Source organism: Microbacterium sp. NPDC089189 (assembly GCF_040685095.1).
Taxonomy (GTDB): domain Bacteria; phylum Actinomycetota; class Actinomycetes; order Actinomycetales; family Microbacteriaceae; genus Microbacterium.
In genome coordinates, this window is sequence record NZ_JBFBHG010000002.1 from 15,762 (window position 1) to 36,421 (window position 20,660).

The 20,660-nt window shown below is 71.0% G+C and carries 25 protein-coding genes; 22 read left to right on the plus strand and 3 right to left on the minus strand.

Features of this window, described 5'->3' with window-relative positions; genetic code table 11:
• Positions 1-690, plus strand: coding sequence for a tRNA (guanosine(37)-N1)-methyltransferase TrmD (gene trmD, locus AB0N73_RS01250; protein ID WP_363559527.1), 690 nt, complete (start codon positions 1-3; stop codon positions 688-690).
• 27 nt (positions 691-717) lie between these two features.
• Here trmD and map read toward each other — a convergent pair whose 3' ends face one another.
• The gene (map, locus tag AB0N73_RS01255; RefSeq protein WP_363559529.1) at positions 718-1,500 is read right to left on the minus strand and encodes a type I methionyl aminopeptidase; all 783 of its coding nucleotides are present in this window, start codon (positions 1,498-1,500) and stop codon (positions 718-720) included.
• A gap of 120 nt (positions 1,501-1,620) precedes the next feature.
• On the opposite strand from map, the gene AB0N73_RS01260 reads away from it, so the two are divergent.
• From AB0N73_RS01260 to AB0N73_RS01305, 10 genes are all read left to right on the plus strand, one after another.
• Entirely contained in the window at positions 1,621-2,124 is a 504-nt protein-coding gene (locus AB0N73_RS01260) for an MFS transporter permease (RefSeq protein ID WP_363559531.1), read from the plus strand.
• Positions 2,125-2,287: 163 nt separating this feature from the next.
• Positions 2,288-2,635 carry a 50S ribosomal protein L19 gene (gene rplS, locus AB0N73_RS01265; protein ID WP_363559533.1) on the plus strand — a complete coding sequence of 116 codons (348 nt, stop codon included), beginning with the start codon at positions 2,288-2,290 and terminating at the stop codon, positions 2,633-2,635.
• 122 nt (positions 2,636-2,757) lie between these two features.
• Positions 2,758-3,513 carry a signal peptidase I gene (gene lepB / locus AB0N73_RS01270; RefSeq protein WP_363559535.1) on the plus strand — a complete coding sequence of 252 codons (756 nt, stop codon included), beginning with the start codon at positions 2,758-2,760 and terminating at the stop codon, positions 3,511-3,513.
• The gene (locus AB0N73_RS01275; protein WP_363559537.1) at positions 3,510-4,169 is read left to right on the plus strand and encodes a ribonuclease HII; all 660 of its coding nucleotides are present in this window, start codon (positions 3,510-3,512) and stop codon (positions 4,167-4,169) included. The genes lepB and AB0N73_RS01275 overlap by 4 nt, the downstream gene beginning before the upstream one ends.
• A gap of 39 nt (positions 4,170-4,208) precedes the next feature.
• The gene (locus AB0N73_RS01280; protein ID WP_363559539.1) at positions 4,209-4,532 is read left to right on the plus strand and encodes a DUF2469 family protein; all 324 of its coding nucleotides are present in this window, start codon (positions 4,209-4,211) and stop codon (positions 4,530-4,532) included.
• 95 nt (positions 4,533-4,627) lie between these two features.
• The gene (locus AB0N73_RS01285; protein ID WP_363559541.1) at positions 4,628-4,990 is read left to right on the plus strand and encodes a YraN family protein; all 363 of its coding nucleotides are present in this window, start codon (positions 4,628-4,630) and stop codon (positions 4,988-4,990) included.
• Positions 4,987-6,516 carry a YifB family Mg chelatase-like AAA ATPase gene (locus tag AB0N73_RS01290; RefSeq protein WP_363559543.1) on the plus strand — a complete coding sequence of 510 codons (1,530 nt, stop codon included), beginning with the start codon at positions 4,987-4,989 and terminating at the stop codon, positions 6,514-6,516. Before AB0N73_RS01285 ends, AB0N73_RS01290 begins: the two co-directional genes overlap by 4 nt.
• Entirely contained in the window at positions 6,513-7,679 is a 1,167-nt protein-coding gene (gene dprA, locus AB0N73_RS01295; RefSeq protein ID WP_363559545.1) for a DNA-processing protein DprA, read from the plus strand. The genes AB0N73_RS01290 and dprA overlap by 4 nt, the downstream gene beginning before the upstream one ends.
• A gap of 17 nt (positions 7,680-7,696) precedes the next feature.
• Positions 7,697-8,602, plus strand: a complete 906-nt coding sequence (locus AB0N73_RS01300) for a tyrosine recombinase XerC (protein WP_363559547.1) — start codon at positions 7,697-7,699, stop codon at positions 8,600-8,602.
• 37 nt (positions 8,603-8,639) lie between these two features.
• Positions 8,640-9,230 carry a DUF3060 domain-containing protein gene (locus AB0N73_RS01305; protein ID WP_363559549.1) on the plus strand — a complete coding sequence of 197 codons (591 nt, stop codon included), beginning with the start codon at positions 8,640-8,642 and terminating at the stop codon, positions 9,228-9,230.
• On the opposite strand, the gene AB0N73_RS01310 is transcribed toward AB0N73_RS01305, so the two are convergent.
• Entirely contained in the window at positions 9,227-9,742 is a 516-nt protein-coding gene (locus tag AB0N73_RS01310; RefSeq protein WP_363559551.1) for a M23 family metallopeptidase, read from the minus strand. The genes AB0N73_RS01305 and AB0N73_RS01310 overlap by 4 nt on opposite strands.
• Before the next feature lie 287 nt (positions 9,743-10,029).
• Here AB0N73_RS01310 and rpsB point away from each other — a divergent pair, with 287 nt between their 5' ends.
• The 9 genes from rpsB to AB0N73_RS01355 all read left to right on the plus strand — a co-directional run bounded on the left by rpsB (position 10,030) and on the right by AB0N73_RS01355 (position 16,717).
• The gene (rpsB, locus tag AB0N73_RS01315; RefSeq protein ID WP_363559553.1) at positions 10,030-10,977 is read left to right on the plus strand and encodes a 30S ribosomal protein S2; all 948 of its coding nucleotides are present in this window, start codon (positions 10,030-10,032) and stop codon (positions 10,975-10,977) included.
• 98 nt (positions 10,978-11,075) lie between these two features.
• Positions 11,076-11,903: a translation elongation factor Ts gene (gene tsf, locus AB0N73_RS01320; RefSeq protein ID WP_363559555.1), complete on the plus strand. Its 828-nt coding sequence runs from the start codon at positions 11,076-11,078 to the stop codon at positions 11,901-11,903.
• An 81-nt stretch (positions 11,904-11,984) separates the two neighbouring features.
• Entirely contained in the window at positions 11,985-12,701 is a 717-nt protein-coding gene (gene pyrH, locus AB0N73_RS01325; protein WP_363559557.1) for a UMP kinase, read from the plus strand.
• 63 nt (positions 12,702-12,764) lie between these two features.
• Positions 12,765-13,319 carry a ribosome recycling factor gene (gene frr / locus AB0N73_RS01330; RefSeq protein ID WP_363559559.1) on the plus strand — a complete coding sequence of 185 codons (555 nt, stop codon included), beginning with the start codon at positions 12,765-12,767 and terminating at the stop codon, positions 13,317-13,319.
• A gap of 6 nt (positions 13,320-13,325) precedes the next feature.
• Entirely contained in the window at positions 13,326-14,348 is a 1,023-nt protein-coding gene (locus tag AB0N73_RS01335; RefSeq protein WP_363559561.1) for a phosphatidate cytidylyltransferase, read from the plus strand.
• Entirely contained in the window at positions 14,345-14,959 is a 615-nt protein-coding gene (locus AB0N73_RS01340) for a DivIVA domain-containing protein (RefSeq protein ID WP_363559563.1), read from the plus strand. Before AB0N73_RS01335 ends, AB0N73_RS01340 begins: the two co-directional genes overlap by 4 nt.
• Before the next feature lie 48 nt (positions 14,960-15,007).
• Entirely contained in the window at positions 15,008-15,706 is a 699-nt protein-coding gene (locus AB0N73_RS01345) for a lytic transglycosylase domain-containing protein (protein ID WP_363559565.1), read from the plus strand.
• Positions 15,707-15,708: 2 nt separating this feature from the next.
• Complete coding sequence (locus AB0N73_RS01350) at positions 15,709-15,996, plus strand: hypothetical protein (RefSeq protein WP_363559927.1); 288 nt, start codon at positions 15,709-15,711, stop codon at positions 15,994-15,996.
• Between the two features lies 1 nt (position 15,997).
• Complete coding sequence (locus AB0N73_RS01355) at positions 15,998-16,717, plus strand: alpha/beta hydrolase (protein WP_363559567.1); 720 nt, start codon at positions 15,998-16,000, stop codon at positions 16,715-16,717.
• On the opposite strand, the gene AB0N73_RS01360 is transcribed toward AB0N73_RS01355, so the two are convergent.
• On the minus strand, positions 16,718-17,773 hold the full coding sequence (locus AB0N73_RS01360) for an AI-2E family transporter (RefSeq protein WP_363559569.1): 1,056 nt from the start codon (positions 17,771-17,773) through the stop codon (positions 16,718-16,720). It lies immediately after the preceding gene.
• Between the two features lie 151 nt (positions 17,774-17,924).
• Here AB0N73_RS01360 and AB0N73_RS01365 point away from each other — a divergent pair, with 151 nt between their 5' ends.
• Positions 17,925-19,721 carry a glycosyl transferase gene (locus tag AB0N73_RS01365; RefSeq protein ID WP_363559571.1) on the plus strand — a complete coding sequence of 599 codons (1,797 nt, stop codon included), beginning with the start codon at positions 17,925-17,927 and terminating at the stop codon, positions 19,719-19,721.
• Positions 19,721-20,656 (plus strand): tetratricopeptide repeat protein, encoded by a 936-nt coding sequence (locus AB0N73_RS01370; protein ID WP_363559573.1) that lies wholly within the window; start codon positions 19,721-19,723, stop codon positions 20,654-20,656. Before AB0N73_RS01365 ends, AB0N73_RS01370 begins: the two co-directional genes overlap by 1 nt.
• The last annotated feature ends 4 nt before the right edge of the window (positions 20,657-20,660 follow it).

Below are 20,660 nucleotides of genomic sequence, written 5' to 3' on the forward strand. Positions count from 1 at the left end.
GTGCGTATCGACGTCGTCACGATCTTCCCGGCGTTCTTCGACGTCCTCGAGGTCTCGCTCCTCGGCAAGGCGCGGGGTCGCGGCCTTCTGGACGTCCGCGTCCACGATCTGCGCGACCAGGCCACCGACCGTCACCGCACGGTGGACGACACGCCCTACGGCGGCGGCGCGGGCATGGTCATGAAGCCGGAGCCCTGGGGCGCCGCGCTGGACGCGATCGCCGCGGACTCGCCCTCCCGCCCGACCTTCGTCTTCCCGTCGCCGGCCGGCGAGCTGTTCACCCAGGCCCGCGCGCGGGAATGGGCCGACCACGATCACCTCGTCTTCGGATGCGGTCGGTACGAGGGCATCGACGAACGCGTCTTCGCCTACGCCGCCTCGCTCGGAGAGGTGCGACTGGTGAGTCTGGGCGACTACGTCCTCAACGGCGGCGAGGTCGCCGCGATGGCCATGATCGAAGCCGTCGGGCGCCTCGTGCCCGGTGTCGTCGGGAACCCGGAGAGCCTGGTCGAGGAGTCGCACGAGGACGGCCTGCTCGAGTACCCGTCGTACACGAAGCCCGCGTCCTGGCGGGGGCTCGATGTGCCGGAGGTGCTCTTGAGCGGCCACCACGGTCGCGTCGCCGAATGGCGTCACGAGCAGCAGATCGAGCGCACCCGCACCCGCCGACCGGATCTGCTCAGCGACTGAGGGATCCGACCGGCGGAGTCGCCGGTGTCAGTCGACGCCGAGGAACGAGCGGTCGGTCAGGACGAGCGGACCGTCCGCCGTGACGGCGATCGTGTGCTCGCTGTGCGATCCGCGCGACCCGTCGACACTGCGCAGCGTCCATCCGTCGGGATCGGTGACGAGCTCGTCGGTGGTCGCGAGGAACCACGGCTCCAGCGCGACGACGAGGCCCGCACGCAGCGGGAAGCCGCGCCCGGGCTTGCCGTCGTTGGGCACGTGCGGGTCGCCGTGCATGACGCGCCCGACGCCGTGACCGCCGAAGTCGGTGTTGACGGAGTACCCCTCTCCGTGCGCGACCGCGGCGACCGCCGCGGAGATGTCGCCGACGCGGTGGCCGACGGTCGCCGCGTCGATCGCCGCGGCGAGGGCGCGTTCGGTGGTGTCGATGAGGCGGAGATCCTCGTCGCGCGGCGTACCCACGACGAACGACACGGCGGAGTCGGCCACCCATCCATCGACCGAGGCGGCGAAGTCCAGCGTGACGAGGTCGCCGTCGCGCAGCGTGTAGTCGTGGGGGAGCCCGTGCAGGACGGCGTCGTTGACCGACGTGCAGATGACCTTGCCGAAGGGGCTCGCGCCGAACGAGGGGTGGTAGTCGATGTAGCAGGACTCGGCCCCGGCCTTGCGGATCAGCTCGTGGGCGCGCTTGTCGATCGTGAGCAGGTTCGTGCCGACTCGGGTGTCGGCGCGCAGCGTCGCCAGGACTTCGGCCACGAAGCGGCCGGCCGGCCTCATCTGGTCGATCTCGGCGGGGGTGCGCAGTTCGATCATGGTGCTCCTTCTGTTCTCCTCCATTCTCTCCCGATCACCCGCCGCGATGCCGCTGGGCGTCCGCCGCGAGTCTGGCGTACGACGAGGTGCGCGCCGGTCGGGGCGCGTACGATCTCAGGCATGTGGCTCCGGCGTGCGATCTTCCGCTGGCTTCTGCCTGCGGCCTTCCTCCTCCCGCTCTGGCTGTTCGTCGGATGGGGCGTGTTCAACGCCGGGGGATGGGCGTTCCTCTGGGTGCTGTTCATCGCGGTGCCCTCGGTGCTCGTCGGTCAGCTGGTGCTGACGATGCTGACCCGGTCGCGTCCGAGCGTCCGCGCCGAGCGCGCGGTGTCGTGGTGGGATGTGGCGGGCTACGGCCTCTGGCACGCCCTCACGATCTCCCTCGGGTTCTACGACGAGCGGTGGTGGGCGCCGGTCATGATCCTCACGGTGCTGGTGGGCGTCGGGATGATCTGGCTGCAGGGATGGCAGCTCTGGCGCGAAGCACGGACGCCGGCCATCATCCTGCGGGCGCACGACGGCAGTCCGTACATCCCGCCGGTCGACCGGGAGAGCTCGCGCACGGCGAACCCCGATCCCCACGAGATCATCGTGGTGACCGAGACCCGACGCTCCGAGGCCTGAGGTTTGGCCGCGGCGCCGCGGCATGGCAGAATAGGCGTTTGTGCCCTGACAGATCTCTGCCTCAGGGGAGTCAGCCGCTCTCGAGCGGCGCGGGCACCACTCCACCTTCGTTGAACACCCATTTTCGCAGCCGACCTGTGGCGGTTGCAGGAAGAGATCCAGAATGCAGATCCTCGACTCCGTCGATGCGGCTTCGCTCCGCTCCGACATCCCCGTCTTCGGCCCCGGTGACACCGTCAAGGTGCACGTGAACATCACCGAGGGCAACCGCTCCCGTGTGCAGGTCTTCCAGGGCATCGTCCTGGGCCGCCAGGGCGACAGCGTCCGCGAGACCTTCACGGTCCGCAAGATCAGCTTCCAGGTGGGTGTGGAGCGTACGTTCCCCGTCCACTCCCCGGTCATCGAGAAGATCGAGGTCGTGACGCGCGGCGACGTGCGCCGCGCCAAGCTCTACTACCTGCGCAACCTCCGTGGCAAGAAGGCCAAGATCAAGGAGAAGCGCGAGCACTGACTCGTGTCACACGAAGCCCCGGCGTCTCGACGCCGGGGCTTCGTCGTGTTCACGGCACGTCGGCAGGTGCGGGTGTGCGACGCTAGACGATGGCGTGAGCCACCCGAGACGCGAGGACGTGCATGACCATCGAGAACACCCACCCCGAGGCCGCTTCCTCGGGGGATCAGCGTCCGCGCCGCCGACGGGGACTCGTCATGTTCCTGCGCGACGTGGTCATCATCCTGGTGATCGCGTTGCTGGTGTCGTTCCTGGTCAAGACGTTCCTGGTGCGCTCGTTCTACATCCCCTCCGCATCGATGGAGAACACGCTGATCGAGCAGGACCGGATCCTCGTCGACCAGCTGACCCCTCGCTTCGGCGCCTACGAGCGCGGTGATGTCGTGGTCTTCCGCGACCCGGGCGGATGGCTCGGGCCCGAGATGGCAGCGCCGTCGCAGGGCCCGCTCGTGGACGGCATCGAGTGGGTGCTCTCGCTCGTCGGTCTCGCCGCTCCCGACAGCGACGACCACCTGATCAAACGCATCATCGGGCTTCCGGGCGACCATGTGGTCTGCTGCAACGAGCTCGGTCAGATCACGGTCAACGGCGCCCCGATCGACGAGACGTCGTACCTGCTGCTGCCCGAACCCGGGGCGCCCGCGTCGTCGCTCGAGTTCGACGTCACCGTGCCCGACGGGTCGCTCTGGGTGCTGGGGGACAACCGGTACCGCTCCAAGGACTCCCGGTACAACCAGGACCAGCCCGGCCGCGGCTTCGTGCCCCTCGACAACGTGGTGGGCCGTGCCTTCCTGATCACGTGGCCGCTCGACCGGTTCGGCGGCATCGACTTCCACCACGACGTCTTCTCCGGCGTGCCGGCCGCCGCTACGCCGTGACACCCGTGCGCCCCTCCCTCCGCGTCGAGAAGGCGCTGTGGGCCGAAGGCCGGACCGTCATCGCCTGCGACGAGGTCGGTCGCGGCGCGCTGGCCGGGCCCGTCGCGGTCGGCGCGGCCGTCATGGCACCGCGCACCCGCCGCGTCCGCGTGCCCGAGGGCCTCCGCGACTCGAAGCTCATCCCGGAGGCGCGGCGCGCCGCGATGGCCGACACCGCACGCGCCTGGGTGGATGCGACATCGCTGGGCTGGGCGACGGCGGCGGAGATCGACGCCGTGGGCATCACCCGGGCGCTCGGGCTCGCCGCCCACCGGGCGTTGGACGCCCTGCGCGGACAGGGCGTGGGCTTCGCGGACGCGGTCGTGCTGCTCGACGGAAACCACGATTACATCTCGCCCGTCGCGCCCCTCGCATGCGCCGTCCGTCCGATCATCAAGGGGGACCGGGACTGCGCCAGCGCGTCCGCGGCATCCGTCGTCGCGAAGGTGGCCCGCGACGCGCTCATGGTCGATCTGCACCAGCACGAGCCGGTCTACCGGTGGGAGCGCAACAAGGGCTACGCGAGCCTCGAACACCGCTCGGCCATCGACATCCACGGCATGAGCGCCCACCACCGCGCGTCGTGGGCGATCGCCCCCGCACCGACGCTGTTCTGAACTCCGGGTGCGGGCGTCGCGCCGTAGACTGGAGGCACCATGGATGACGATGTCTTCGAAGACTACGACCGCGAACTCGAACTCGCCCTGTACCGCGAGTACCGCGACGTCGTCTCGCAGTTCCAGTACGTGATCGAGACCGAACGACGGTTCTACCTCGCCAACGACGTCAACGTCGTGCGCCGTGACACCGAGCACGACTTCTACTTCGAGATCTCGATGACCGATGTGTGGGTGTGGGACATCTACCGTGCCGATCGGTTCGTCAAGGGCGTGCGCGTGCTGACGTTCAAGGACGTCAACGTCGAAGAGCTCTCCCGTCGGGACTTCCAGCTTCCCGAAGAGCTCTCGCTCGACAACTGAGCGTCCGCTCTCCCCAGGCGGGTTCGCGGGGCGCGCCGTCCACGGACGGGCGCCGATGACGACCCCCGGTGATGCCGCATCGGCACGCTGTCGTCATGGCAGCAAAAGACGACCTCGGACGCGACGGCGAGCAGCGAGCCGCGACCTACCTCGACGACGCGGGATTCGTCGTCCTCGAGCGCAACTGGCGGTGCGCCGACGGTGAGATCGACATCGTCGCCCTCGACGGCGACGAGGTCGTCGTCGTCGAGGTGAAGACGCGGAGCTCCGAACGATTCGGCCACCCGTTCGAAGCCGTCGACGCACGCAAGAGGGCGCGGCTCTGGCGGCTCGCCGGCGTGTGGTGCCGGCAGCATCCCGACCTCGCCCGCGGACGAGGCGTGCGTCTGGACGCCGTGGCGATCATCGGGACGGGCGACGACGAGCGCGGCGTCGAACACCTGCGGGACCTCCGATGAGCGTCGCGCGCACGTGGGCGGTCGCGCTGCAGGGGCTCGAGGGAGCCCTCGTGGAGGTCGAAGCGGATCTCAGCCAGCAGACGCCGGAGTTCCGCATCATCGGTCTGGGCGATAGAGCGCTCGGAGAGGCGGTCCAGCGCGTCCACAACGCCTGCGCGAACTCCGACCTCCGGCTTCCGCGCCGACGCCTCACGGTCAATCTGTCGCCCGCGAGCCTGCCCAAGCACGGCTCCGGGTTCGACCTGGCGATCGCCATCGCGGCGCTGGCGGCGGACGGGGTCATGGACGGCGAGTCGGTGGCGCGCACGGTGCACCTGGGCGAACTCGGCCTGGACGGCCGGCTCCGCCCCGTCGCGGGCGTCCTCCCCGCCGTCCTCGCCGCCGCCAAGGCGGGCCACCGGTGCATCGTCGTTCCCGAGGCGAACCGCCGCGAGGCGGAGCTCGTCACGGGCATCGAGGTCGTCGCGGCGACCTGCCTCGCGCAGGTCGCGTCGCGACACGGCGCCGACGTCGTCGTCCCGGACATCCCGCCGGGCCCCGAGGCCGCACCGGGCGACGCGGCGTCATCCGAGCTGCTCGATCTCTCGGACGTCGTGGGCCAGCGCGATGCCGTCGAGGCGCTCGTGGTGGCGGCTGCGGGCGGCCATCATCTGCTGCTCAGCGGCCCGCCGGGTGCCGGCAAGACGATGCTGGCCCGGCGGCTGCCGGGCATCCTCCCGCCGCTGGACGAGTCGGCGGCGCTGGCGGTCGCCGCGGTGCGCTCGCTCTCGGGGCAGCGGGTCACCCACCTCACGCGCCTCCCGCCGCTGGAGGCCCCGCACCACACCGCGAGCGTCGCGGCGCTGGTCGGCGGCGGGTCGGGCGTCATCCGTCCGGGTGCGATCGCGCGTGCGAGCGAGGGCGTCCTCCTCCTCGACGAGGCGGGGGAGTTCCCCGCGTCGGTGCTGGATGCGCTCCGCCAGCCGCTGGAACGCGGCGACATCGAGATCCACCGCTCCGGGACGAGCGTGCGCTATCCGGCGCGGTTCCAGCTCGTCCTGGCGACCAACCCCTGCCCGTGCGGCAACCACGGCGTCCGCGGCGCCTCGTGCGAGTGCCCTCCGGCGGCGGTGCGCCGCTACCTCGGACGCCTGTCGGGCCCGCTACTGGACCGCATCGACATCGAGTTGCCGCTGCGTCGGGTGTCGGCCACCACGCGGGACCCCGCCGAGGGACGCATCACGAGCGCGGGAGCGGCCCGCCGGGTGGCCTCCGCCCGCGCGTGCGCCGCAGCTCGGCTCGCCCGCACGCCGTGGCGTCGCAACGTGGATGTGCCGGGACGGTGGCTCCGCGAGGGTCCGGCGGCGCCCGAGCCCGCGGTGCGCGCACCGCTCGATGCGGCGCTCGAGCGCGGGATGCTGACGCTCCGCGGATACGACCGAGTGCTCCGCGTCGCCTGGACGCTCGCCGATCTCGAGGAGCGACCGCGGCTCACCGCCGCCGACGTCGGCCGTGCGCTGTTCATGAAGAAGGGGATCGCGACATGAGCGAGGGAACCCTCCGCGCGATCGCCCAGCGCCTGGGGAGCCCGGCCGACGGGGAGCGCGCCGCGCGGATCGCGTGGAGCGGGGTGAGCGAGCCGGGCGATCGCGTGGCCGGCGCGCTGATCCGTGCCTACGGGCCCGTCGAGGCCTATCGCCTCGCCTTCCTCGACACGGATGCGGCCGGCATCGCCCGGCGGATCGAGACCGCGCCACGGACGGTGGCCGAGGCGCGGGAACGCTGGCGGCCGCGTGCCTCCGCGCCGACGACGCTCGACGCCGTCGGCGCTGCGCAGGCGATCGGTGCGCAGATCGTGATCCCCGGTGACGCGGTCTGGCCGACGGCGTTCGACGATCTGGGCGACCACGCCCCGGTCTGCCTCTGGGTGCGCGGACACCCCGAGGAGCTGGGGAACCCGGGCATCGCGCTGGTGGGCGCACGCGCCGCGAGCCCCTACGGCGAGCACGTCGCCGGCGAGATCGCCGCGGGCGTGGCGCGCGCCGAGGTCAACGTCGTCTCCGGGGCGGCGTACGGCATCGACGGTGCCGCGCATCGCGCGTCCCTCGCCGAGGACGGTACGACGATCGCCTTCCTCGCCGGAGGATGCGACCGCGCCTATCCCGCCGGGCACCAGGATCTGCTGGAGCGCATCCTGCACCGTGGCGCGGTGGCGTCGGAGGTCCCGTGCGGCTCCGCCCCCACCAAGTGGCGCTTCCTCGCGCGCAATCGCCTCATCGCGGCCGCATCCGCCGCGACCGTCGTGGTCGAAGCGGGATCGCGGAGCGGGTCGCTCAACACGGCGGGGCACGCGGTCTCGCTCGGCCGCCCGCTGGGCGCGGTTCCCGGGCCGGTGACGAGTAGTTCGTCCGCCGGCACGCACCGGCTGCTGCGCGAGTACGACGCGGTCTGCATCACCGACGCGGCGGAGGCGCTCGAGCTGGCGGGGATGGGGCCGGGCGCCCTCGTGCCCCGGAGTGCGGGTCCGCGCACGGACAACGTTACGCGGGTGCGGGATGCGTTGAGCGTGCGGCGATCGCGCACCGTCACGGAGGTCGCGGTGCAGAGCGGAATGAGTGAACGCGACGTCGAGGCGGTGCTCGGCATCCTGCTCCTCGATGCGAGCGTCCTCCGCGATGACGGCGGGTGGCGACTGGCCGGCAGCCGCTGAGGTGGCATGCTGGCGGCATGCTGCTCACCGACGCGATCGAGCGGTGGGTGTCGCACCTCGCGGACGTCCGCCGCCTGTCGCCGGCGACCGTGCGCGCCTACCGTTCCGACCTCGCCGACCTCGCGCGCACCGTCGGCGAGGACGTGCCGCTGGACCGCGTGGATCTGGAGGAGCTCCGCGAATGGCTGTGGGCGGCGACGTCGCGCGGCGACGCGCGGGCGACGCTGGCTCGTCGCACGGCATCTGCCCGGGCCTTCTTCGGCTGGGCGGTCGAGGCGGGGGAGCTCGCTGTCGACCCGAGCCTGCGCCTGATCGCCCCCAAACGGGCACGCACGCTTCCCACCATCGCCTCCGCGTCGGCCCTCTCGGACCTCCTCGCCCGGATGGCGGCTGAGGCCGCCGACGGCGACCCCCTCGCCCTCCGCGATCACGCGGTGCTCGAGATGCTGTACGGCTCGGCGCTGCGGGTGTCCGAGCTGTGCAGCATCGCCGTCGACGACATCGACAGGGCGCGCCGCACCGTCCGCGTGACGGGCAAGGGAGACAAGCAGCGGGTGGTCCCCTTCGGAGCCCCCGCGGATGCGGCGGTCCAGGCCTATCTGGTCCGCGCCCGCCCCGTGCTCCTCGCACGGAGCCCCCGACCGCGCACCACCCTCTTCCTCGGCGCGCGCGGGGGCGATCTCGGCGTGCGCAGTGTGTACGACCTCGTCGCGCGCACGCTCGGACCGCTCGTCGGCACCGCGGGCGTCGGTCCGCACGCCCTGCGCCACTCCGCGGCCACCCATCTGCTGGACGGCGGCGCCGACCTCCGGGCCGTCCAGGAGATGCTCGGACACGCGAGCCTCGGCACCACACAGATCTACACGCACGTGTCGACCGAGCGGCTCACCGCGACCTATCGTCAGGCGCACCCGCGCGCATGAGTGCGCCACGGGATGCGGCGGGGTTAGCGTAGGGGGCATGTCCTTCCGTGCGCTCCGTCGTCCCGCCGCCCTCGCCGCCGTCTCAGCGCTGGTCGGCGTTGCCCTGGCCGGCTGCGCGCTGGTTCCGTCGGCCCGCGAGACGGTCCTGCCGCCCGCCCCGGCGCCGGTGGCCTCCACATCCGTGCCGACGGTCGCCCCGAGCACGGCGGCTCCCGTCCCGGCGCCCCCTGCGGTCGTCGGCGACGAGATGGACTGCGGCGGGGCTGCCGTCCAGCTGAGCGGCGCCGATCAGGACTTCACCCTGGTGGGCGAGTGCCCCGAGGTGACGGCCGGGGGCACCGAGCTCGACATCGACATGACGCGGGCCACCGTCGGCACCTTCCTCCTCAACGGGGATCGCAACGATGTGGACGTGGCCTCCGTCGGTGCGATCGTCGTCGGCGGGCAGGACAACGAGATCGATGCGTCGGCGGTGACGCAGCTGACGCTCAATGGGGAACGCAACGAGGTCGAGGCCGACGGGCGCATCGACGCGGTCACCGTCTCGGGCAACGACAACCGTGTCACGGCCGGCTCCCTGGGGACCGTAGCCGACCAGGGCCAGCGCAACACCCTGGCCGCGCGCTAGTCGTCGCAGCAGGGCAGCAGGACCGCGCGCGGGACGCCGCCGAGCAGCAGCAGCGGGTTGATGTACTCGCCGTCCCGCCGCACCCCGAAATGCACCTCGCCGTCGCGCACGTGACCGCCGCGATCGACCACGCCGATGACCTGTCCCCGCTCGACGGCGCTCCCCGCGGTGACGTTCGCGCGCACGGGCTCCAGGGAGCTGACGTATCCGTCTCCGTGGTCGAGCGAGATCAACGGACGGTCGACCACCGTGCCCACGAAGCGCACCTCGCCCGCGGCGGGAGCGCGCACCGTCCCGTCCGCGCTCCGGATGTCGATGCCGCGGTGTCCGGGTCCGTACGGGGTGGCGGGCTGCACGAACGGGCGCACGACCGGACCGATCACGGGCCACGCCCAGGGGGCGTCGTGCGGCAGCCCGGATCGCTCCGCACCCATGGGAGGTGCCAGAACGGTGGCCGCGAGCATGACGGCGACGGCCGGCAGGCGGAGCGGAGAACGAGGGCGCGACGGCATCCTCCGATGCTGACCGCAGAGCGCGAGGACCGGCGGAACGCAGGGCGATCAGTGGCGGACACGCCGGGTGCGCACGGCGGGGGAGGAGTCGCCGTCGCCGCGGCGGCTGACTGATACACTTGTGGAGCGCCTCGCATGTCGAGGTGACTCCGCGTGCCCAGAGCGAGTATCCCTCGCGGCGCGAACACCCTCCGGTCCCGTCTCACGACGGGCGGGTGTGCGCCGGGCACCAGGCTCGTCGGCCCTTCGGTCCGACGCGAAACAACCGTAACGATAGGAGAACGGCCATGGCCGTCGTCACCATTCGCCAGCTGCTCGACAGCGGCGTCCACTTCGGACACCAGACCCGCCGGTGGAACCCGAAGGTCAAGCGCTTCATCCTTACGGAGCGCAGCGGCATCCACATCATCGACCTCCAGCAGTCGCTGTCGTACATCGACAAGGCGTACGAGTTCGTCAAGGAGACGGTCGCCCACGGCGGCACCGTCCTCTTCGTCGGCACCAAGAAGCAGGCGCAGGAAGTCATCGCCGAGCAGGCGACGCGCGTGGGCCAGCCCTACGTGAACCAGCGCTGGCTCGGCGGTCTGCTCACCAACTTCTCGACCGTGAGCAAGCGCCTCGCCCGGATGAAGGAGCTCGAGGAGCTCAACTTCGAGGACCCGGCCGCGAGCGGCTTCACCAAGAAGGAGCTGCTGCTCAAGAAGCGCGAGCTCGACAAGCTGCACAAGTCGCTCGGCGGTATCCGCAACCTCACCAAGACGCCGTCCGCGATCTGGATCGTCGACGCCAAGCGCGAGCACCTCGCGGTCAACGAGGCCAAGAAGCTCGGCATCCCCGTGATCGGCATCCTCGACACGAACGCCGACCCCGACGAGTTCCAGTTCCCCATCCCGGGTAACGACGACGCGATCCGCTCGGTCTCGCTGCTCACGCGCATCGTCGCCGACGCCGCCGCCGAGGGCCTCATCCAGCGCCACCAGCCCGCCGGCGAGGCCGAGCCCGCCGAGCCCCTGGCCGAGTGGGAGCGCGACCTGCTCGAGCAGGGCAAGCCCGCCGACGAGGCTCCCGCCGCTGACGCCGCCGACGAGACCGTCGTCGAAGGTGCAGAGGCCGAGGTCGTCGCGACCGAGTCCGCCGCGGACGAAGCCGGTGCGGAAGCCGCCGTCGAGGCCGTCGCCGCCGAGTCGGGCGAGGCCGTCGAAGAGGTCGTCGCCGCCGAGGCCACCGACAAGTAATCAGCGCGTCCCCAGGACCCGCTACGATCGGCGCGGCCGGCCCCCGGCCGCGCCGATCGGCATCCACGAGAACTCCCAGACAGAAGGAGCCGCCACTCATGGCAAACTTCACCATCGCCGACATCAAGGCGCTGCGCGAACAGCTCGGCACGGGCATGGTCGACACCAAGAAGGCGCTCGAGGAAGCCGACGGCGACCTCGAGAAGGCCGTCGAGATCCTGCGCCTCAAGGGCGCGAAGGGCAACGCGAAGCGCGCCGACCGTTCCACCAGCGAGGGCCTCGTCGCCGCTCGTGAGGTCGACGGGAAGGTCACGCTGATCGAGCTCAACACCGAGACCGACTTCGTCGCCAAGAACGAGCGCTTCATCGCTCTGGCCGACAAGGTCGCCGACGCCGCTGCCGCCGTGGCCGCGGAGTCCGTCGAGGCCGCCCTCGCCGCCGACGCCGGTGGCAAGACGGTCGCCGACCTCATCAACGACGAGGCCGCCATCATCGGCGAGAAGGTCGAACTGCGTCGCGTGCGCACCCTCTCGGGTGACAACTTCGAGGTCTACCTGCACAAGACGAGCAAGGACCTCCCGCCCCAGATCGGCGTCGTCCTGGCGTACTCGGGCGATGATGCGGAGACCGCGCGCAGCCTCGCGCAGCACGTCTCGTTCGCGAACCCGTCCTACCTGTCGCGTGCCGATGTGCCCGAGTCCGACGTCGACAAGGAGCGCGAGATCGTCACCGAGATCTCGCGCAACGAGGGCAAGCCCGAGGCCGCCCTGCCGAAGATCGTCGAGGGTCGCGTCAACGCGTTCTTCAAGCAGGTCGCCCTGCTCGACCAGGACTACGCGAAGGACAACAAGCAGTCCGTCGCCAAGGTCGCACAGGACGCCGGCATCACCATCACCGACTTCGCCCGCTTCAAGGTCGGCGCGTAAGTCGCTCGGAAGGCCCGCATCGTCGCCGGTGCGGGCCTTTCGCATGCCGTAGCTTTGACCCCGACGAGAGGACCCCTCCCCATGGACGAAACCACCGGACGCCGTCGCGTCCTCCTGAAGCTCTCGGGCGAGGCCTTCGGGGGCGGATCCCTCGGCGTGAATCCGGATGTGGTCGGCCAGATCGCGCGGGACATCGCCGCCGCGGTCGATGAGGTCGAGATCGCGATCGTCGTCGGCGGCGGCAACTTCTTCCGCGGCGCCGAGCTCAGCCAGCGCGGCATGGACCGCGGGCGCGCCGACTACATGGGCATGCTCGGCACCGTGATGAACGCCCTCGCGCTGCAGGACTTCCTCGAGCAGGCCGGCGCCGCCACCCGCGTCCAGTCGGCGATCTCGATGACGCAGGTCGCGGAGCCGTACATCCCGCGCCGCGCGCAGCGCCACATGGAGAAGGGTCGCGTCGTCATCTTCGGCGCCGGGGCCGGGCTTCCCTACTTCTCGACCGACACCGTCGCCGCGCAGCGCGCGCTCGAGATCGGCGCCGACGAGGTGCTCGTGGCCAAGAACGGCGTGGACGGCGTCTACACCGCGGACCCCAACAAGGACGCCTCCGCCGTCAAGCTCGACCGCGTCACCTACAGCGACGCCCTGGTGAAGGGGCTCAAGGTCGTGGATTCGACCGCCTTCAGCCTCTGCATGGACAACCGCATCGACATGCGCGTGTTCGGGATGGAGCCCGCCGGCAACGTCACGCGCGCGCTCCGCGGTGACGAGATCGGCACGCTCGTCACGGCCTGACCTCCGCTGTTCGGGGCCGTCGCCCCTCTAGACTGGAATACCGCTGTACACGAGGGAGAAACCGTGATCGCCGAAGTAATGGCCGAGACCGCTGACCGGATGGATCGGGCCGTGGAGGCCGCGAAGGACGACTTCGCGACCGTGCGCACGGGGCGCGCCAACCCCCAGCTCTTCCAGAAGCTGAACGTGGAGTACTACGGCACGCCCACGCCGCTCGCGCAGCTCGCCTCGCTCAACAACCCCGAGGCGCGCACGATCATCGTCACGCCGTACGACAAGTCGGCGCTCAAGGCCATCGAGCAGGCCATCCGCGACATGCCCAACCTGGGTGTGAACCCGACGAACGACGGCAACATCGTGCGCATCACGATGCCGGAGCTCACCGAGGAACGCCGCAAGGAGTACGTCAAGCTCGTCCGCGGCAAGGGCGAGGATGCCAAGGTCCACGTGCGCGGGATCCGCCGCAAGGCCAAGGACGACCTGGACGCGTTGAAGTCCGAGGTCGGCGAGGACGAACTGGTCCGCGCCGAGAAGGAACTCGACGCGGTCACCCGGGCGCACGTCGACGCGATCGATGACGCGTTGAAGCGCAAAGAGGCAGAGCTCCTCGAGGTCTGACTCGTCATGACCGACGCATCCGATGACGGAGTGATCCCGCCGGTGCCCGCTCGCGGCTCGGCGGTTCCGTCGACCCCGGATGCGGCCGACCCGGGGCTGCAGACGCAGATCCGCGCCGCGCGCAGCGAGTTCGAACTGCAGGTCGCGCACGCGCGCGCCGAGTTCGAAGAGGCGAACGCGCGGATCAAGCAGCGCACCGGTCGCGACCTGATCCTCGCGACGGTCATCGGCCTCGCGATCGGGGCGGTCGTGCTCGCCTCGCTGCTGTTCGTGAAGTGGCCCTTCGTCATCGTCGGCGGGGGAGTCGCCCTTCTCGGGGTCTTCGAGTTCTCGCGCGCGCTGCAGTCGGCCGGACGCCGGGTCGACGTCATCCCGCAGCTGCTGGGTGCCGTCTTCATCCTGCTCTCCGCGTACTACCTGGACCTGTGGCTGCACTGGGTCGCGCTGATCGTCACGGTCGTGGTCGCGATCGTCTGGCGTCTCATCGCGCAGATGGTGGTGCGGGACGGTCGCGTGTACGCCGCTGTCGTCGAAGACGTGCTGATCGCCGGATTCCTGCCGATCTACGTACCCTTCCTCGCGAGCCTCGCTCTCGTGCTCCTGCGCCAGGAGGGCGGGGAGTGGTGGGTGCTGTCCTTCTTGATCGTCGCGATCGCGTCGGACACCGGCGCCTACGCGACGGGTCTGACGTTCGGCCGTCATCCGATGGCTCCGCGCATCAGCCCCAAGAAGACGTGGGAGGGCTTCGCGGGTGCCGCGTTGGCCTCCGTCGTCGCCGGCGTCCTCCTCGCCTGGCTCATGCTCGGTCTGCCGTGGTGGACGGGCATCATCTTCGGACTCGTGGTGCTGGCCACCGCGACCGCGGGCGACCTCGGCGAGTCCATGCTCAAGCGCGACCTCGGCATCAAGGACATGAGTTCGTGGCTGCCCGGCCACGGCGGCGTCCTCGACCGGCTCGACTCGATCCTGCCGTCGGCGGTGGCCGCGCTCGCCCTCTTCTACCTGCTCACACCCCTGGCGGTCTCATGACGCTCTCCGACGACACCACGCTCGAGCAGCTGTCCGGCGCCGCGACGGACGTCGAACGCAGCCACGACGCGTTCCCGCGCACGCAGGGTCGCGAGAAGGGGTACGAGCCGGCAGCCGTCGACGCGTTCCTCGCGCGGGCCCGTGCGTCGTTCGAGAACGCGCAGACCGACGACGAGACGGTGAGCGCCGCCGATGTGCGCGACGTCTCGTTCCCCCTGGTGCGCGGCGGCTACGCCATCGATCCGGTGGATGCGGCTCTCGGTCGCGTCGAGGATGCGTTCGCGGTGCAGGAGCGTCAGGCGGCGATCGCGCGCCTCGGCGCCCGCGCCTGGGTGGAGCAGAAGCGTGCGGACGCGCAGGTGGTCCTCGACCGCCTGGCCCGCCCGCGACGCCGGCGCTTCGACCGCGTGTCGGTCGTGCGGTACGGCTACCGCCTGGAGGAGGTCGACCTCGTCGCGGACAAGATCGCCGGGTACCTCGCCGACGGCACCGGCGTGACCGTCGAGCAGGTCCGGTCGGTGGCGTTCCGGATGCAGCGCGGCGGGTACCGCGAGGCGCAGGTGGATGCGCTGCTCGACGCGGTGATCGAGATCATGCTGGCGGTGAATTGACATCCTCGGATGGCACACCCAGGACCGGATCGTTACACTCGGGTCATTGTGACTTCTGGCGACCACTCCTCTGACCGCTCCGCGTTGACCCGACGGTCGACGCGGACGACGGCGGTTTCGCCGGCCCGGCGGACGCCCCCGGCCGCAGCGACGCGCTGGTCGCGTCGCCGTGGCGTGCTGGGCGTCTTCGCGGGCGCGGCGGCCCTCGCCTTCGCGGGAGCGTACGTCGGACCCGCGGCCTTCGCCCTCAGCGAGACGCCGTCCGCCTCCGACGAGACCACCACGGTCTACGCGAGCACGATGGACGACGCGCAGACGCTGCTGACGGCCGAATCATCGGTCGTCGCCGCCGAGTTGAACCGCGGCGGCTACACCGCCTACGAGACGCCGAAGCCGACGCCCACCCCCACCGCCTCCCAGTCCGAGAGCTCCGGTTCCCCGGCGGCGTCGCTGCCGTACTACACCGGCGGCGGTGCGCCGGCCGAGTGGATGGCGGCAGCGGGCATCGCCGAGGCCGACATGGCGTACGTCGACTACATCGTCGGCCGTGAGAGCGGCTGGAACCCGAACGCGACGAACAAGTCGTCGGGTGCCTGCGGGCTCGTGCAGGCCTATCCCTGCAGCAAGGTCCCGGGCAACGGCTACGACCCCGTCGACAACCTGCGGTGGGGCAACGGGTACGCCATCGGGCGTTACGGCAGCTGGGCGGCGGCGTTCGACTTCTGGTCGCGCAACCACTGGTGGTGAGTGTGGCGCGTTCGCGTCGTCGGGGTCCCGCGAGTACGGGGGGCGACGACTCCTTCGACAGGTTCCTCGCCGGCTGGAAGCGCAGTGAGACCAAGCGCGGCGGCGAGTGGACCGTGCAACCCGTGTCGGGCGCTCGCGCGGTCAAGCCCTACACCTGTCCCGGCTGCCACCAGACCATCGCGGAAGGCACCGCGCATCTGGTGATCTGGCGCTCGGACGGCGTTCTCGGCGACGCGGCGGACCTCGCTGCGCGACGGCACTGGCACACGCACTGCTGGAAGGTGTACTGACATGGAGATCCGAGGCGCTGTGGCGTTGCCCGCCCGACGGGAGGACATCGTCCTCCAGACGGAGGACGGCCTGACGCTCGTGGGGGAGCTCGCGCTGCCCGAGACCGCCGCTCCTGTGGCGACGTTGGTGACGCTCCATCCGCTGCCGACGCACGGCGGCTTCATGGACTCCCACATCCTGCGGAAGGCCGCCGCGCGGCTGCCGGCCTTGGCCGATCTCGCCGTCCTGCGCTTCAACACCCGAGGCACGTCGTCGCCGCGCGGACAGAGCGACGGCGCCTTCGACGGCGGCGTGGGCGAACGTGCCGATGTCGCGGCGGCGATGGCATTAGTCGCGGAGCGGGAGCTGCCCCATCCCTGGCTCCTCGGCTGGTCGTTCGGCACCGAGCTCGCCCTCAAGTACGGACGCGAGCATGCGATCGACGGGGCGATCCTGCTGTCCCCGCCGCTGCATCGCGCGACGGCCGACGAGGTCGCGGCCTGGCGGGGCGACCCGCGCCGGTTGGTGGCACTCATCCCGGAGCACGACGACTATCTGCGTCCGGATGAGGCGCGCGAGCGCTTCGCATCGGTGCCCGAGATCGATCTCATCCCTGTCGAGGACGGCAAGCACCTCTGGGTCGGCGAGACGCAGACCCGTCGGGTGCTCGACGAGGTCGTGCGCGTCGTGAACCCGTCGGCCGCGCCCCTGCCGACCGAATGGCCGGGCGCGACCGCCTGATCAGCGCGCGTTCATCCGGGGCACGACCACCTGGCGGTAGATGATCAGGATGCTCGCCGCCACCGGGATGGCGACCAGCGCACCCAGCAGGCCCAGCAGCGAGCCGCCGGCGAGGGCCGCGATGACGACGACGGCGCCCGGCACGGCGACCGCGCGGCTCATGATGCGCGGCGACACGAGGTAGGCCTCGAGCTGCATGTAGATCACGTAGTAGATGCCGGCGATGAGCGCCGTCGTGGGGGAGCCGAGTCCGGGGATCAGGCAGGTCAGCACGATGATGACCGAGCCGGTGAGCGTACCCACGAGCGGGATGAGCGAGAAGAAGAACGCCACGACGGCCAGCACCGCGGGGAACGGCGCCTGGATGATCGTCAGCAGGATCGCGCTCAGCACGCCGTTGATGACACCGAGCGAGACCTGGCCCATGACGTAGTAGCCGACCGAGTCGGTGATCTGCTCGGACAGGTCGACGAACCGCGGGCGCTTGGAGGCGGGAACGAGACTGTAGACCGCCGCCTTGAGGTGCGGGGTGGACGCCGTGAAGTAGATCGTGAGGATGAGCACGATGAACGCGCCCGTCAGCCCGCCGAAGAACGCGATGCCGGCGTTGATCACGCCGCCGGTGATGTCGCCCCAGTTCTGGAGCAGCCACTGCTGGGCGTTGGAGATCGTGTCGTCGATCGTGCTGACCTGGATGCCCGGGAAGACCGAGTGGATCCATTCCTTGACGTCGTCGAGCGACGTGCTCTGCAGGAAACGGGTGATCTCCTCGACCAGCTGGCTCACCTGGCTGACGATGATCGGGACGACCATCCAGACGATCCCGGCGAAGATCGCGAGGACGGCGAGCACCGTGATCAGCACGGCGGACCAGCGGGGGAGCTTGCGGCGGGTGAGCCACGCGACGACCGGTTCGAGGCCGAGCGAGAGGAACAGCGCCGTGCCGATGTAGAGCAGGATCGTCGACAGCGTCTGGACGCTGCCGATGAGCAGCAGGCCGAGGCCCACGCCCAGCGTGCCCACGAAGGCGATCCGGAACGGGTTGTGCAGCTTCACGATGGGTCCTCCTGCTCGCCGGCACGTTGCTGGTCAGACTACGGCCAGATCGGCGCGGGACGTGGCAGGCGCCCCCTCTCGAACAACACACAGCCCCGTCCGCTAGGCTGGAACGTCGGATCGTGCCACCGAGGCATCGGGAGGATATGTCGTGCGTTTTGTGTGGGCCGTGGCGGCCTTCGTGCTCGCAGCCGTGCTCATCGGAGCAGGCATCGCCCAGCGCACCGTGTTCCACGGGCCGTCGACGCAGACGGCGGAGATCGCCCTCACCGACGACACCCGCTACACGCTCGTCGACGGATCGGTGCTGACCGAGCTGCCGGGCACGCAGACGCTGCGCGTCGCCGGTGACGACGGTGTGTTCGTCGCGTACGGCCGCACCGCCGACGTCTCGGCATGGCTGTCCGACCAGAGCTACACCGCGGTGACCGCGGGAGACGAGGGCACCCTGGATTCCTCTCTCGTCGAGCCGACGGCGACCGCGGTGGCCGACGAGACGGCCGCGGATGCCGCCGCCGGGCGCAACCCGGCCGGGTCGGACCTGTGGCTCGCGCAGTATCAGGACGACGGCGCGGTGAGCGTACCGCTGCAGCTGCCCGACACCATGAGCGTCCTCATCGCGGCCGACGGCACGGCGCCCGCGCCGGCGGAGGTCAGCGTGACCTGGGACATCTCGCAGACGACGCCGTGGGCCGGGCCCCTCATGCTCCTCGGCGGGCTGGTGCTCGTGGGCGGCATCGTCCTGTACCTGCTCGCCATCCGGCACGCACGCCGATCGCGCGGCCCGCGCCGGAAGGCGCCGCCGCCCCTGCCGGTCACCCAGCCCATCGATCTGGCCGTCGAACAGGGCGACAAAGGCGTGATCACCGCAGGACCGTCGTCCCGCCGGTCGTCGCGCAAGGCGTTCGTCGCCCTTCCCGCCCTCGTGATCGGCTCGCTGCTGTTCGCCGGGTGCTCGGCCGACGCATGGCCCGATCTCGGGCCGACACCCACCCCGACCGGCTCGGCCGCCGTCGTCGACTCGGACGACCAGCAGGCGCCCGCCGTCACGGAGGCGCAGGCACGCACGATCCTCGCGCGGATCTCGGAGACCGTCGCCCAGGCGGACAGCGCGAGCGACATCACGCTCGCCGCCACGCGCCTGAGCGGCGCTGCCCTCGCCGAGCGCACCACGAACTACGCGCTGCGGGCAGCGGTCGCCGACGTGCCCGCCCTTCCCGCCATCCCGGCGGAGCCGACGCAGATCATCCTCCCGCAGGCGGTCGACGAGTGGCCCCGGACCGTCCTCACGGTCGTGCAGACGCAGGGCGACGCCGGGAGCGAGTCGACGATCATGCTGATGACCCAGAACGACCCGTGGGCGCCGTACACGCTGTCGTACAGCGCCGCGCTGGGGGGCTCGGTCGAGATGCCCGACCTCGCGCCCGCCTACATCGGCGCCTCTCAGGTGCCGCCCGACACCTCCTTCCTCGCGATCGCACCCGATGATCTGTCGGCGGCCTACGCCGATGTGCTCAACAACGGTGCGAACAGCACCTACGCGGGGCTGTTCGACGAGCAGTCCGACCTGTTCAGCCAGGGCGTCGCCGCCGACCGGCAGAAGCGGCTCGACGCCTTCAACCAGACGGCGGCCTCGACCGGCACCCTGGAGTTCGCGGCGCAGCCGGGCTCGCAGACACCGCTGGCACTCGCGACGCTCGAGAGCGGCGCGATCGTGGCGGTCACCGTCAACGAGGTCGACACCGTGAAGCCCGCCAACGAGGACGTCGTCATCAAGCTCGACGGCAACCCCACGGTGCAGGCGCTCACCGGGGTCAGCGAGTCGGCCACGGGCGTGAGCTCGACGTTCGCCGACCAGCTCTTCTTCTACGTCCCCGCGCAGGGCTCCACCGAGAAGGTGCGGCTGCTCGGGTTCTCCTCCAACATCCTCGAAGCGAAGGTTCTCTGATGTCCGATCAGGCCCTGGGTGCCGTCATGCGCGGCGCCGTCGACCTCTCCTCGTTGCGCAACCGCCCGGCCGCGCCCACCGGCGACGCACCGGCGTCCGCGCCGACCGGCGACGGGCCGTCCCTCGTGATGGACGTCACCGATGCGAGCTTCCCGCAGGTGCTGGAGCTCTCGCGCACGGTTCCCGTCGTCGTCGACCTCTGGGCGGAGTGGTGCGGGCCGTGCAAGCAGCTCAGCCCCATCCTGGAGAAGGTCGTCCTCGAGCTCGGGGGGCGCGTCGTCCTGGCCAAGGTCGACGTGGACGCGAACCCCCAGCTGGCGCAGGGGTTCCGCGCGCAGTCGATCCCCATGGTCGTCGCTCTCGTCGCCGGTCAGCCGGTGCCGCTGTTCACCGGTGCCGTGCCCGAGCAGCAGGTCCGCGAGGTCTTCGCGCAACTGCTCCAGCTCGCCGCGCAGAACGGCGTGACGGGCTCGATCGAGGTGGGCGCACCGACCGAGGAGTCCGCGCCCGAGGAGCCCGAGCTCCCGCCGCTGCACGCCGAGGCCTTCGCGGCGATCGAGGCGGGCGACTACGCGCGCGCCATCGCCGCCTACGAGCAGGCGCTCGTCGAGGACCCCCGCGATGCGGACGCGAAGGCGGGCCTGGGTCAGGTCACGCTGCTGCAGCGTGTGCAGGACCTCGACCTGCAGGAGGCGCGTGCCGCGGCCGCGGCCGCGCCGCTCGACGTCGACGCGCAGTTCGCGGTCGCGGACCTCGACCTCACCGGCGGCCACGTCGACGACGCCTTCGCGCGTCTGCTGGAGTTGTTCGCGGCGCTCGAGCCCGATCAGCGCGGCGTGGTGCAGGAGCGTCTGCTCGAGCTCTTCGGACTCATCGGCGACGCGGATCCGCGGGTCCTCCGCGCCCGCGGTCGCTTGGCCTCGCTGCTGTTCTGACCCG